Origin of the sequence: Ochrobactrum sp. 19YEA23 (assembly GCF_029909865.1) — a bacterium.
In the GTDB taxonomy this organism is placed as follows: Bacteria; Pseudomonadota; Alphaproteobacteria; order Rhizobiales; family Rhizobiaceae; genus Brucella; species Brucella gambitense.
In genome coordinates, this window is the sequence record NZ_JASAMQ010000001.1 from 1,342,117 (window position 1) to 1,355,854 (window position 13,738).

The following is a 13,738-nucleotide window of genomic DNA, read 5'->3' on the forward strand; positions in this document are numbered from 1 at the left end:
CAAGCACAAAAAAGCCCGGCATTGCCGGGCTTTTTCATTTCATGAGAAGAAAACCTTCGCCTGTGGCGGAGGATTGGAAGAGTTCTACGCGGTATGAAAGAAACCTCCGGCTTGGATCACGAAGTGATCGAAACCGGAGGTTATAATGGACGATAACCATCTTACACATGCGACTTGGGTCTGCCAATATCATGTGGTTTTTGGCAGCAAATACCGCACGAAGCGGCTATATGGCGACCTTCGCCTTGAGTTACGGGATCTGTTTGTCAGATTAAGCTTGCAAAAGGGGTGCCGGATAGAAGAAGGACACCTGATGCCGGACCATGTGCATATGTTGATATCGATCCCACCGAAATATTTGGTGGCGCACATAGTCGGGTTTTTGAAGGGCAAGACGGCGCTTTACGTTGCCAACAAATATGCAAAGAAGCGCAAATATCGCGGCTATCACTTTTGGGCGCGAGGATACTTCGTTTCGACCATCGGTTACGATGAACAGGTCGTTAGACGTTATATCCGAAATCAGGAAAAGGCCGACAAGGCTTCAGACCATGCCGACCTTTTTAAAGGCTCCTACTAGCACATAACAAAACCACTTCTAGTGGTTCAAGCGTAGCGTCCCAAACCTCCACCTCTGGTGGAGGTCATGACTTTCAAAGTCTGGGAGGTCAGTTATTTTCCTTGTCCAGCACCATGTAGTCGAGCGGTAGTTCAGTCGTGTACTTGATCTGCTCCATCGCGAAGGATGACGAGACGTCGCGGATTTCGATCTTGCTGATCAGCCGCTTGTAGAAGGCGTCATAGGCTGCAATGTCCGGCACTGCGACGCGCAGCAGATAATCGACATCGCCGCTCATGCGGTAGAATTCGATAACTTCGGGGAATTCCTGCACCACTTCCGAGAAGCGCTTGAGCCATTCATGGCTGTGCGAGCTGGTGCGCACCGATACGAACACCGTCACACGCGCATTAACGCGGATCGGGTCGAGGATCGCCACGCGGCGCTTGATGACACCATCTTCTTCAAGCTTCTGGATACGACGCCAGCAAGGCGTTGTGGAAAGGCCAACCTTCTTGGCAACGTCTGCCACTGCCAATGTTGCGTCTTCCTGCAATAAGCGCAGTATTTTTCTGTCGAGCCTGTCCATGCGTTTCCGTTCCCGGTTTTAGAAATCGTTTCCCGAACTTTGCGAGTGTGCGAAACGTCATACCTTATGATGTGCTATCGGCAGAAGTTACAGGAAAAATATTCTTATGAGAACCGATCTAGTAAAATTTATTTATCGTCGTTGATGAGGCTTCGGACTTTTGCCTGAACAATAGGCACAACCTCTTCATCAAACCATGGATTGCGTTTCAGCCAACCACTGTTGCGCCATGAAGGATGAGGGAGTGGAAGCACGATACGGCCCGCCTTGTTGGGCGTTTCAATAAAGTGCCGCCAGTTTTTCACCGTTTCGGTCAGATTGCGTCCGCGATAGTCGGGAAGATGGTAAGCCAGCGCATATTGCCCCACCACCAGCACGAACTCCAGTTGCGGCATGGCCGCAAAGACGCGGTCATGCCATGTCATACGGCATTCGCGGCGCGGGGGCAGGTCGCCGCCATGTTTGTCATAACCGGGAAAGCAGAAGCCCATGGGAACGATAGCAAACCGGGCTGGATCGTAGAACTCCTCGCGGGTGGTTCCAAGCCATTGTCGCAGGCGGTCGCCAGAGGGATCGTTGAACGGCAGGGACGTATTATGCACGCGGATACCGGGCGCCTGTCCGCATATGGCGATGCGCGCTGTATTGGAGACAATACAGACGGGATTGGGCTCATGCGGCAGCGGCGGCTGAAACAGCGGCTCATCGCGGCAGATGCGACACGCTTTGATCGACTGACTGAGCGTGTTCAGGTCTTCCATGAAGCTTCGCTCCGGATTTTGGGATGTCGTCATCGGAAGTAATTGATGAAGGCGGCGATACGCTCTTTAATATAGTGAGTGAACGCGCCGATGCTATTGCGCCCAATCGTCTGAGTGATCCCATGGTTCGTTTGCGCGTTCTCACCTTCGCGCGGATTTTCCTTTCGCCATGACGAGGGCTTTTCAAAGCGGCCAGCCCAGATGCCACGGCCATTTTTGCGGGCGTCCGCTTCCTCGCGCTCATAATCGCCATAGGCAATCGCCCAACCCTGTTGGACCATCCAGCTATTCAGATCGGTTTCGCCGAGATAACAACGCGCCAGATCGCGGCCATAGCGGTCGAAGCCTTCAGTCTCGCACCGAATCGGCGTCCTTCCGATTCTTGCCCGCAAGAAATTGCGAGCCTCCTGACCGCAATTGTAACTGATGCTGTTTCGCTCGCAGGTCTGCGCCATCTCTGGGGCATCGATGCCCTTCAGGCGGATATGCACCTTGTTTATGATCACCGTATCCCCATCTATCACGTAGACGGGGCCGTCCCGCGTTTCGGTCGGACGCTTTTCATCCGGCAGGTATGAAATACCGACTACAATCGCGGAAAAGAACAATAAAGTCAGTATGATGCTACGAATTCCTCCAATTCCGCTTCGCCGGGAGCTGGAGGTATATCGCCTCTGCGGGCGCCTATAAGGGCGTCTGTAATTACGCATGTGATCCGGTTGGTTCCAATCGTCTGTGTCATAGGCGTTCTATTCTATGTGTCCGCCAGACGGAAACAATCACCATCGCTTTGTTCGATGGGGGTACACGTTTCGGCGCGCAACAACAGTCGGTTTGTTGTCAAACGGCAACAGTCTTTACCGTTACTTTAGGCTACAAAGAACTACGGTCATTTTTGCCTATTTCCCGCCACAAAAGGACATCATCCGTCAAGGAAAGGCAAAAGCCGTCAAACAATCAGGAGCGAATGGCTCCCGCAGGATTAGGCAGGAATGAGCAAGAGCGCGTTGTTGCAGAGCAAACAGATTGCAAGCAGGGGAAACCTTGCCGACGCTGCTCCGATTCCTTCCAATGGTGGTAAGGCTTTTTTCGGCCAAGATCGGGTCTCACTCTTGACGAAAAGCGTGGCTATTCTGCCCTCAATGAATTCTTTCTCCACGATTTGTGCCAACTATTGTGAAAGACCGGCGTTGTGATGCGTAGTCGCAGTTTTTCATATCCTGTTCTTGCCATGGCTGTCGGTTTGGCCATCGCCTGCAACAGTGCCTTTGCTTTTGATCTGAACGACGATTCCGAAAAGTCGCGCAGCCCGTTCGAACTCTTCAAGTTCGGCTTCTCCGCTTACAAGAACGGTCACAAGGACGAGGCGATCAAGGCGTTGCGTTATGCCGCCGAGCGCGGTCATCAGGGTGCAAAGTGGAAACTGGCCCGTATGTATGCCGATGGCGACGGCGTGGCCGAAAATGACTACGAAGCCTACAAGATTTTCGAAAAGATCGTGCGTGAAGGCTCCGAACCCGGCTCGGAGAACGATTCCTATGTGGCTGACGCGCTGGTTGCGCTCGCTGGATATGTGAAGCGCGGTATTCCGGGTACGCCGGTGCGCGCCGATCTGGGGGTCGCCCGCGATCTTTATGTGCAGGCCGCATCGAATTTCGGTGATTCTGCTGCCCAGTTTGAGCTGGGCAAGATGCTTCTGTCCGGTGAGGGCGGAGAGCGCAATTCGGTTCAGGCTGCACGCTGGTTCCAGCTGGCTGCCAACAAGGGCAATGTCAGCGCTCAGGCCATGCTTGGAAATATGCTGTTTCAGGCTGGCAAGACCGTGCGCGGGCTGGCCTTCATGACGGCCGCCTCTGAACGTTGCGCAGCCGAGGATTGCACCTGGATACGCGAAATGCAGGAGCAGGCTTTCTCGATTGTCGGTGAGGCGGATCGCCGTAACGCTGTGGCTCTTGCCAGCGATATGACCACTAAGGGCTCGTTTTAAGCTTCCAGTGTCTTAAACCGACAGCGTGACCGTAACCGGTACGTGGTCAGACGGCTTCTCCCAGGCGCGGACGTGCTTTTCAATATCGGTCGATACGAAACGATTGGCCGCTTCTGGCGACAGCATCAGATGATCGATGCGAATGCCATTGTTTTTCTGCCAGGCGCCTGCCTGATAATCCCAGAATGAATAGATACCGTCATCGTCGGTCGCCGCGCGAATAGCGTCGGTGAAACCGAGATTTTCGAGCTTGCGGAATGCCTGCCGGGATTGCGGCTGGAACAATGCATCGCCAAGCCATGCCTGCGGGTTCTTCGCGTCCTGCGGCTCGGGAATGACGTTATAGTCGCCAGCCAGCACAAGGGGCTCCTCAAGCGCCAGACGATCTTTCGCCCAGGCTTCCAGGCGCTGCATCCAGGAAAGCTTATAAGGAAATTTCTCTGTATCGATCGGGTTGCCGTTCGGCAGATAGAGCGACACGACGCGGATGACGCCTTTATCAGTCGAATAAACGCCCTCTATGAAGCGAGCCTGTTCGTCGCTGTCATCGCCGGGCAGGCCACGATTGATCTCGTCGGGTGACTTCTTGGAAAGAAGCGCGACGCCGTTGAAGCCTTTCTGGCCATGGGTCTCGACGTGATAGCCAAGCGCTTCGATCTCAAGCCGGGGAAACAGTTCGTCCACCGACTTGATTTCCTGCAGGCAGGCGATATCGGGCGAAGACTCCTTCAACCAATGTTGAAGGTTCTCGATGCGTGCCTTGACGCCGTTGATGTTCCACGTAGCGATCTTCATGGAGCAATGATTAGGCGCTTGGGCGGGTGAGGGCAAGCACGGCGCAGGCCTCATCACAGAAATTGCAGCTTGGCGCATTTTTCAATGCCTGATGCATTTGTATTGTCACCATTGCGTTCCTATCTCGGACTTATTGGAGCCAGACAGGAGATAACAATGTTCGACGCCAAGAAACTTCTCGATCAGTTTTTAGGTTCGCAGATACCGGGCATGTCGGGGAGTGTGAAGGATAAAGCCGGACAGGTCGGTGATCTCGCCAAGAAAAATCCGCTTGCCAGCGGCGCTATCGCTGCCGCAGTTCTTGGCACCAAGACAGGCCGCAAGCTGGCGGGTAACGTCGCCACCGTTGGCGGCATCGCAGCCATCGCCGGTCTCGGCTATCTGGCCTATAAGAATTACAAGTCCGGCCAATCGCCGCAAACGGCGGAACAGCCTGTTGCCAAGGAGCAGGAGCTTCTTCCGCCTCCACCTGCCGATTCGCCGTTTCATCCGCAGTCGCCCGCTATGAGTAACAGTTTCGCCCTCACGCTGATCCAGGCGATGATCGCCGCAGCCAAGGCGGACGGCCATATCGACGATGCGGAACGTGCGCGCATCATGGAGAAGCTCCAGATTTCTGGTCTTGATGACGAGGCAGAAGCTTTCTTCCAGAAAGAACTGGCAGATCCGGTCGATCTCGACGCGCTGGTCGCTGCCGCGCAGACGGAAGAGCAGAAGGTCGAGCTTTATACCGCCTCGCGTTTGGCCATTGATCCTGACACCCGGGCGGAGCGCGGTTATCTCGATATGCTGGCCGGTCGTCTCGGCCTGCCGGACGCGCTGGTGGACCATATCGATACCACGGTCGCTTCAGTCAAAGTCTGACAAAACAAAACCGGCTGCCATGAGGCAGCCGGTTTAATTCCTCGTCGCGCATTTCGGTGCGCTTAAATCGCGAAGCTCGTGCCGCAGCCGCAAGACGCCGTCGCGTTCGGGTTGCGGATCTGGAACGATTGCCCCATCAGATCGTCGACGAAATCGATTTCCGAACCATCCATATAGGGAACCGAAATCGAATCGATCAGAACTTTCGCCCCGAGCTTTTCGATGACGATGTCGTCCTCGGTCTGTTCATCGACCAGATCGTACTTGTAGGAAAAACCGGAGCAGCCGCCACCTTCGACAGAAACGCGCAGCGCGGTCTTGTCCGGTTCGGAATTGAGAATTTTAGCGATCCGCTTTGCGGCGGAATCGGAAACGGTAATGCCTGTCATCGGTCTCGTCCGTTTGCAGTTGCTGGGCCAGAGCGGGATTTTCCCCGATTGCCCGTTATCGCAGACTTGCCTTCATATTCCTCTGATAGCTATGAACGCTACCGATAGAAGTCAATGTCAGCATAAACATAGTGTAATCATATTACAGTGAAGGATGCATCGCAATGTCGCTGGAAGGAATAGGCTTTGGTTATCGTGAGCGCGCGCCCTATGCCTGCGATCCGATCTCAAGCCGTGGACGTTTGGTGCCGGAACCGGAAAGCCCGACGCGCACCCCGTTTCAGCGTGATCGCGACCGTATCATCCATTCCACAGCCTTTCGCCGCCTGAAGCACAAGACACAGGTTTTCATCGCGCATGAAGGCGACCATTACCGCACGCGGCTGACGCACACGATTGAAGTGGCGCAGATTGCACGCGCGCTGGCCCGTGCGCTGCGGCTGGATGAAGATCTCGCCGAAGCCGTCGCGCTGGTGCATGATTTTGGTCACACGCCTTTTGGCCATACCGGCGAGGATGCGCTCAACGAACGCATGAAGGATTACGGCGGCTTCGATCACAACGCCCAGTCGCTTCGCATCGTCACCAAGCTCGAGCATCGTTATGCAGATTTTGACGGTCTCAATCTGTCCTGGGAAACGCTGGAAGGGCTGGTCAAGCACAATGGCCCGCTGGTGGGTCCATATGCCGTGCATTCGGATGAGCCGGTGCCGCAGCCCATTCTTGACTTCAACGAGCGCTACGATCTGGAACTGGGACGCTTCGCCAGTCTGGAGGCGCAATGCGCCGCGATCGCCGACGACATCGCCTATAACGCCCATGATATCGATGACGGCCTGCGTGCGGGCCTGCTGACGCTTGAGGCGCTGGATGAAGTGCCCCTGACGAAGCGGCTGCTTGATGTGGTGCGTGGGCGCTATCCCAATCTCGATGCCGTGCGCACGGGACATGAACTGGTTCGCAGGCAGATCACCATCATGGTCGAGGATGTGATTGCCGAAGCCCAGCGCCGTCTGGCCGAGGCGCAGCCGCAGAGCATTGCCGATATCCATAACCAGTCGCAGTCGCTGGTGGCGTTTTCACCAACGATGCGTGACGAGGAAAAGGTGCTGAAACGGTTCCTGTTCAAGAACCTCTATTTTCATAACAGCGTCGTGGTGCGCCGACAGGCGGCGGACAAAATTGTGCAAGACCTGTTCGATGCCTGTTTTGCCGACCCAATGATCATGCCGCCCGAGTGGCAGTCGGGCTGTGAAACGCTCGATATCCCGTCGCGCGCGCGCCGTGTTGCCGACTATCTGGCGGGTATGACTGACAATTTTGCCGTGCGCGAACACCGACGATTGTTTGACCATACCCCCGATTTAGCTTAATCGGGGCCAACGAAGTGATTGCGAGGTCGAAAAGCCGTCTGCATCACAACTATCTAATAGAACGAGCCGACTCTGGAATACGCAGTCATAATTCCAGATGACAGCCTGACAGGACGGACCATGAATATCTTCGCAGATTTCGACGCACGTATCAAAAAGACGTTGCAAGATATTGATCTGAAACCGAAAGATGGTGGTGAACTCGATCTTTCGCGCGTTGGTGTCGAACCGCCGCGCGACGCGACCCATGGCGATATCGCGACCAATGCGGCCATGGTTCTTTCCAAGGCTGTTGGCCAGAACCCGCGCGAACTTGCGGTGCGTATCGCCGAAGCCTTGAAGAACGACGACGATGTCGAAACGGTCGATGTCGCCGGTCCGGGCTTCATCAATCTGCGTCTGAAGGCAACTTACTGGCAGCGTGAGCTTGCCGCGATGCTCAATGAAGGCACGGATTTCGGTCGCTCCAAGCTGGGCGCGGGCAACAAGGTCAATGTCGAATATGTTTCGGCCAACCCGACCGGCCCGATGCATGTCGGCCACTGCCGCGGCGCCGTTGTCGGCGACGTGCTGGCCAACCTGCTGAAATTCGCAGGCTATGACGTCGTCAAGGAATATTACATCAACGATGCCGGCTCGCAGATCGACGTGCTCGCAAGCTCCGTGATGCTGCGTTATCGTGAAGCGCTGGGCGAAATCATCGGTGAAATTCCGGCTGGCCTATATCCGGGCGATTATCTCGTGCCGGTGGGGCAGACGCTCGCAAAGGAATATGGCACGAAGCTTCTGGAAATGCCGGAAGCTGAAGCGATGGCTATCGTCAAGGAAACCACCATCAATGCCATGATGGCGATGATCCGCGCCGATCTGGAAGCGCTGAACGTCCACCACGATGTGTTCTATTCCGAACGTCAGCTGCATGCCGACCATGCCCGTGCGATTCGCAATGCAATCAACGATCTGACGCTGAAGGGCCATGTCTATAAGGGCAAGATTCCGCCCCCGAAGGGCCAGCTGCCGGAAGATTGGGAAGATCGCGAACAGACCCTGTTCCGCTCGACCGAAGTGGGTGACGATATCGACCGTCCGCTGATGAAGTCTGACGGCACATTCACCTATTTTGCGGCCGACGTTGCCTATTTCAAGGACAAATACGACCGCGGCTTCAACGAGATGATTTACGTGCTGGGCGCCGATCATGGCGGCTATGTGAAGCGTCTTGAAGCCGTTGCGCGTGGCGTTTCCGATGGCAAGGCCAAGCTTACCGTACTGCTCTGCCAGCTGGTAAAGCTCTTCCGCGACGGCGAGCCGGTGCGCATGTCGAAGCGCTCGGGTGAATTCATCACCTTGCGTGATGTGGTCGACGAAGTGGGCCGCGATCCGGTGCGTTTCATGATGCTTTACCGGAAAAACGACGCGCCGCTCGATTTCGATTTTGCGAAAGTCACCGAACAGTCCAAGGACAATCCGGTGTTCTACGTGCAGTATGCTTCTGCGCGCTCGCACTCGGTTTTCCGTCAGGCTGCCGACCAGCTGGGCCTTGCCGATCTGGATCGTGTTGCCATGGCCGCACAGTTCGACAAGCTGACCGACGAGAGCGAAATTGCACTGGTTCGCAAGCTTGCAGAATATCCGCGTCTGATCGAAGCAGCGGCGATCCATCAGGAGCCGCATCGTCTTGCTTTTTACCTGTTTGACCTTGCCAGCGCGTTCCATTCGCAATGGAATAAGGGCACAGAGAACCCGGACTTACGTTTTATTAAGGTTAACGATCCAGACTTGTCACTAGCCAGGCTAGGGCTGGTACAGGTTGTTTCCGATGTTCTGACGTCCGGATTGACGATCATCGGGGCTGACGCCCCGACGGAAATGCGCTAGGATTGATCGACTGACCGGGAGCTCGTTAAGTCAAACGAAGCTCTTGAATGCGGTAGATCAAGTCTAAAAAGAGAAGACCGGGATGAACTGAAGGTGTTGGTTTATCCCGTTCTGGTCTTTAGGCGTAGGAAACTACCGTCAACTTTTGCCCACATTGCCTCGCTAATAAGCAATGTAAAGTGACGTCTTGCGGCGTCCAGGGTTTGAGTTAGGAACACACCATGACGGACAGCAGTGCAAATCCCCGTAATTACGGCGAGCGTCCGCTGCACGAAGACGATCCGCTGATGGAACTGTCGCGAATCGTGGACTTTGGCACGCCTCAAGGTGATCATTCCGCTTGGAACGAGCGCCAATCTCATGACCGGCCCGAGCCAGACTTCGATCCGGCGCTTGACCTTGAACGCGAGCTTCTCGGCGATTTCGACGATTACGCGCAGCCGGCAAGTCACAACCAGCCCGTGGAACCTGAGCCGGAAGCCGCTCAGGATCAGCGCTATAGCGAACAGTATTATCGTGGCGCGGAACCGCTGGTGCATGAAGAAGATCTTGCTTCCGCGCTGGAAGAAGAACTCGATCTGCATCTGGACAATGGAACATCCGTTCCGGCGCCCGAGCTGGGCGACTTCGAAGACGTCGAGCGCACTGAACCTGTTCAGCAGTTCGATTATGCCGACTATTCGAGCGCCCGCGATTCGTTTGGCGATCCTTATGCGGCGGCGCAAAGCTCGGCCTATGATAATCGCGAATCGCTGGATGATGCGCAGGGAGTTCATGCAGCCGACCATGGCGCATATGATCCGACGATCTATCAGCCGGCTATTGAACCCCACGAAGAATCCTATCTGACGCAGACCGCGCAAAGCCGTGACTGGGATGTACAGGCCGTTGAGCCTGCCACGCCGTCCTATGGCGCTGAGTCTGCGCATCAGTCCATGTCGCTTGAGGACGAGCTGGAAAATCTGCTTTTCGGCGACGAGCCGCAGCCAGCCTCCGCGAACGACAGCGCCTATGGCTATCAGCAAGAGCCAGTATCCTATGCTCCGCAGGCCGCTGCATATGAACCCGAACAGGCTGTGTCCTATGCGGCTGCATCGGACCATGCCTATGCGGCAGAGGAAGAGGCTGAGCCTGCATTTGACGATTTCCAGCTGGATGAACTGCATCTGGACGAGCAGGCTTTTGAACAGCCGCATCAGCCGGTAGCCGCCGCACCTGCGGAGGAAGCGGTCGCCCGCACGGAGCCGTCTGGTTATCCCTATTACACCCGTGGCAATTTTGCTTCGGGCGTTGCCGCACAAATGCCGACGGTAACCGCGCATGCGGGTGAGGCGGAAGCGCCTTACGCTGCTTCCAACGCCTTCGCCACTCCGGAGCAGGCTTCTAACGAAGTCGCAGCGCAGGACGATGACTTTTCGTTCGACAATGATTTCTCCTTCGATACCGCAGCATTCTCCGCAACGACTGCAGCGGAAGGCACTGACGACGATCTGTCGGATCTCGATGAACTGAGCCTGAGCGACGACGATTTCGGTTTCGAGCCTTCCGGTGATTACTCCGAATCGGAAGTGCTGAAGCCGACCGACGAAGAATTGCTTGGTGGCGATGATTTCTTCAACGAAGACGATCTCGACCTGCATGACGATAACGGCGCGACCGCAGCCGCGCCTGCCTATGCCCACGCGGTGCTTTCGGATGAGGATTATCGTCCGACGACATCGATGCCGCATTTTGCCAGCGCACAGCAGGCCGCCAGTGCACCCGCACCGGACGTCGAAACGCTGAGCGTTGCCGAGAACAAGGTTGAACAGACCCATTCCCTCGATCTGCCGGAAGTCAATTACGGTGAAGAGGAAACTGCTGCCGGTCTTGGCGATCTCGAAGCTGAATTTGCCGAGGTCTTCAACACGGTTGGCGTTGATGAGCTGAACACACCTACCGAAGCGCAGAGCGAAGCCGACAAGGCATTTGAGGATATTTTCCGCGAAAGCGCATCCAGCTATCTGCCGAATGCCGGTGTTGCTGCAGGTGCCACGGCAGCAGGCCTTGGTGCCGCCGTTGCCGCCGCTGCAAGCTCATATGGCCGCTCGCAGCCGCGCCAGACTGGCGAATATAACGCAGGCGAGCAGGCTGGCAGCGAAGACGACTTCTACAATCATTGGGCAGCCCAGGGCGCGCAGACCGTCGAAGGCGGTGACTATGGCGCGCGTGCTGCCATGCAGCCCGAAGACGATCTCGGCAAAGCATCGGAAGCCTATCGCAATCGCCCGGTTCGCGGTCGTCGCGGCCTAATTCTGGCAAGTGTTGCCGGTGCTGCCGTATTGCTCGGCGGTATCGGATATCACTTCATGGGCGGCAGTTCGCAGGAGCCGGTCGTCATCCATGCCGACAATCAGCCAATCAAGATGCAGCCGGAAAACCCCGGCGGCGCGACGGTGCCGAATCAGGACAAGGCGGTCTATGATCGCGTTGCCGGCACATTGCCGAACAATCCGGAACAAAAGTCGCTGATTAACTCGGGTGAAGAGCCAGTCGATATTTCCGGCACCGACGATAATGAAGCCATGACCGATACGCCGGATTCGTCGGCTGAAAACGGTCAGGCCAATGCGGGTGCACCAAATGGACAAAACGCGCAGGAAAATGCGCCTTTGATCCAGCCGCGCGAAGTTGAAACCATGATCGTTCGCCCGGATGGCACGATCATGCAGCCGGAACGCGCTCCAGAACCGGCAGCACAGCAGACGGCCAACAACGGTGCGCAGCCTTCGGCACAGCCATCCGTTCCGGCTGGTGGTGACGAGATCGCGGCAATCGCTTCGGGCAGTGCCTTGCCGGAACCTTCCGCAAACGCACCGCAGGCCCAGCAGCCAGCCGCACAGGCACCGGTCGCTCAGGCGCCGGCTGCCGAAACACCACGCCTCCCGGCGCGTGCTCCGGTTGTCCCGTCGCGTCCAGCTGAACAGCCGGTCAATATCGTTGGCAATGTTCCGCAGCGCACCCAGACGCAAGCGCCTGCTGCTGCCGCTCCGGTTGCTAATCAGCAGGTTGCATCGGCTGCCGGTGGCGCTGCAGGTGCTGGTGGATATTTCATCCAGATCGCATCCCAGCCTTCCGCTGAACTGGCACAGAAGTCCTATGCCAACATGGCGCAGAAATACGCCAATGTGATCGGTGGTCGCAGCGTTGATATCAAGCGCGCCGACATTCCGGGCAAGGGCACTTACTACCGTGTCCGCGTTCAGGCTGGTTCGCGTGACGATGCCAACGCGCTTTGCGGTCGCTTGAAGTCGGCTGGCGGCAGCTGTCTCGTGACGCGCTAAGCCACGGTAACCAATGAGAACAGGGCGGCATGAGCCGCCCTTTTCATATGCACTATCGAGTGCATGGAATTTTAGTTAGAACAACTATCTAAGTTGCGGAAAAGACGAGGGATATTCGCATGAAACAGTGCAAGGCATGGATTGCCGGTGTGTCGGGTACGAAGCTTACGCCGGATGAGGTTGCCTTTTTCCGCGATGAGAGGCCGTGGGGCTTCATTCTGTTCGCCCGCAATGTCGAAAGTCTTGAACAGGTTGCCGAGCTGACCGCGCATATGCGCGATGTGACGGGCCGCGATCAGACGCCGGTTTTCATCGACCAGGAAGGCGGGCGCGTGCAACGCCTGCGTCCACCGCTGGTGCCGAATTATCCATCCGCTGGAGAGATTGGCGCGATCTTTGCGCGCGACCGTGAAGCGGGTTTGCGCGCCGCTTGGCTGCATGCGCGTCTGCATGCCTTCGATTTGTTGAAGGTTGGCGTGACTTCCGACTGCTTGCCGGTTCTCGATGTGCCCGTCGAGGGCGCGCATGATGTGATTGGCGCGCGCGCTTATTCCAAAAATCCGCATGCGGTGGCCGAGATGGGCCGCGCCGCTGCCGAGGGCCTGCTGGCTGGCGGCGTCTTGCCTGTGATGAAACACATGCCGGGCCATGGCCGTGCCTTCGCGGATACGCATAAGGAACTGGCCCGTGTGAACGCCCCGCTGAGCGAATTGCTGGCGCATGATTTCGTGCCGTTCAAGGCGCTGAATGACCTGCCTATGGCCATGACGGCGCATGTCGTGTTCGATGCGCTCGACCCAAAGCGTCCATCCACTTTGTCACCGACCGTGATCAACACGATCATTCGCGAAGTGATTCAGTTCGACGGTCTGATCATGAGCGACGATATTTCGATGAAGGCGCTTTCGGGTGAACTGGGCGAGATTGCCGAGGGCATCATCGGTGCAGGCTGCGATATCGTTCTTTATTGTGCAGGCGTGATGGAAGAACTGGTGCAGGTTGCCGCTCGCGTGCCGGTGCTCGAAGGCAAATCGAAGCGGCGCGCCGATCTGGCCGAAGTCTATGCAGGCGATCCTGACCTTTCGGATGAGGACGAACTGCGCGCCGAATTCAATGGCATGTTCGAAGCGATAGCGTAATCGTTAAAACTTGGTAAACTAGAGTTATGCGTTGCCCGGCATGGCCGGGCCGCGTGAGTGACGACTGCGCATCGAGAGGCT

The 13,738-nt window shown here is 56.5% G+C and carries 12 protein-coding genes; 7 read left to right on the plus strand and 5 right to left on the minus strand.

The window, feature by feature from the left end:
• Positions 1-145 precede the first annotated feature (145 nt).
• The gene (tnpA, locus tag QBD01_RS06295) at positions 146-580 is read left to right on the plus strand and encodes an IS200/IS605 family transposase (RefSeq protein WP_280992024.1); all 435 of its coding nucleotides are present in this window, start codon (positions 146-148) and stop codon (positions 578-580) included.
• A gap of 88 nt (positions 581-668) precedes the next feature.
• On the opposite strand, the gene QBD01_RS06300 is transcribed toward tnpA, so the two are convergent.
• From QBD01_RS06300 to QBD01_RS06310, 3 genes are all read right to left on the minus strand, one after another.
• Positions 669-1,148: an Lrp/AsnC family transcriptional regulator gene (locus tag QBD01_RS06300; protein WP_078338480.1), complete on the minus strand. Its 480-nt coding sequence runs from the start codon at positions 1,146-1,148 to the stop codon at positions 669-671.
• A 128-nt stretch (positions 1,149-1,276) separates the two neighbouring features.
• On the minus strand, positions 1,277-1,909 hold the full coding sequence (locus QBD01_RS06305; RefSeq protein WP_392391313.1) for a uracil-DNA glycosylase family protein: 633 nt from the start codon (positions 1,907-1,909) through the stop codon (positions 1,277-1,279).
• A 29-nt stretch (positions 1,910-1,938) separates the two neighbouring features.
• On the minus strand, positions 1,939-2,517 hold the full coding sequence (locus tag QBD01_RS06310; RefSeq protein ID WP_280992026.1) for a thermonuclease family protein: 579 nt from the start codon (positions 2,515-2,517) through the stop codon (positions 1,939-1,941).
• A 587-nt stretch (positions 2,518-3,104) separates the two neighbouring features.
• On the opposite strand from QBD01_RS06310, the gene QBD01_RS06315 reads away from it, so the two are divergent.
• Complete coding sequence (locus QBD01_RS06315) at positions 3,105-3,896, plus strand: tetratricopeptide repeat protein (protein WP_280992027.1); 792 nt, start codon at positions 3,105-3,107, stop codon at positions 3,894-3,896.
• Positions 3,897-3,908: 12 nt separating this feature from the next.
• Here QBD01_RS06315 and xth read toward each other — a convergent pair whose 3' ends face one another.
• Positions 3,909-4,691: an exodeoxyribonuclease III gene (gene xth, locus QBD01_RS06320; RefSeq protein ID WP_280992028.1), complete on the minus strand. Its 783-nt coding sequence runs from the start codon at positions 4,689-4,691 to the stop codon at positions 3,909-3,911.
• Positions 4,692-4,847: 156 nt separating this feature from the next.
• Between xth and QBD01_RS06325 the strand changes: the two genes are divergently transcribed.
• On the plus strand, positions 4,848-5,555 hold the full coding sequence (locus QBD01_RS06325; RefSeq protein WP_182520320.1) for a tellurite resistance TerB family protein: 708 nt from the start codon (positions 4,848-4,850) through the stop codon (positions 5,553-5,555).
• A 62-nt stretch (positions 5,556-5,617) separates the two neighbouring features.
• Here QBD01_RS06325 and erpA read toward each other — a convergent pair whose 3' ends face one another.
• Positions 5,618-5,944, minus strand: coding sequence for an iron-sulfur cluster insertion protein ErpA (erpA, locus tag QBD01_RS06330; RefSeq protein ID WP_182520321.1), 327 nt, complete (start codon positions 5,942-5,944; stop codon positions 5,618-5,620).
• Positions 5,945-6,108: 164 nt separating this feature from the next.
• On the opposite strand from erpA, the gene QBD01_RS06335 reads away from it, so the two are divergent.
• The 4 genes from QBD01_RS06335 (at position 6,109) to nagZ (ending at position 13,657) form a co-directional block, all read left to right on the plus strand.
• A complete protein-coding gene (locus QBD01_RS06335; protein ID WP_280992029.1) occupies positions 6,109-7,317 on the plus strand; it encodes a deoxyguanosinetriphosphate triphosphohydrolase in 1,209 nt (402 codons plus the stop codon).
• A 120-nt stretch (positions 7,318-7,437) separates the two neighbouring features.
• Positions 7,438-9,195 carry an arginine--tRNA ligase gene (gene argS / locus QBD01_RS06340; RefSeq protein WP_280992030.1) on the plus strand — a complete coding sequence of 586 codons (1,758 nt, stop codon included), beginning with the start codon at positions 7,438-7,440 and terminating at the stop codon, positions 9,193-9,195.
• Positions 9,196-9,416: 221 nt separating this feature from the next.
• A complete protein-coding gene (locus tag QBD01_RS06345; RefSeq protein WP_280992031.1) occupies positions 9,417-12,518 on the plus strand; it encodes an SPOR domain-containing protein in 3,102 nt (1,033 codons plus the stop codon).
• 119 nt (positions 12,519-12,637) lie between these two features.
• The gene (nagZ, locus tag QBD01_RS06350; protein ID WP_280992032.1) at positions 12,638-13,657 is read left to right on the plus strand and encodes a beta-N-acetylhexosaminidase; all 1,020 of its coding nucleotides are present in this window, start codon (positions 12,638-12,640) and stop codon (positions 13,655-13,657) included.
• The last annotated feature ends 81 nt before the right edge of the window (positions 13,658-13,738 follow it).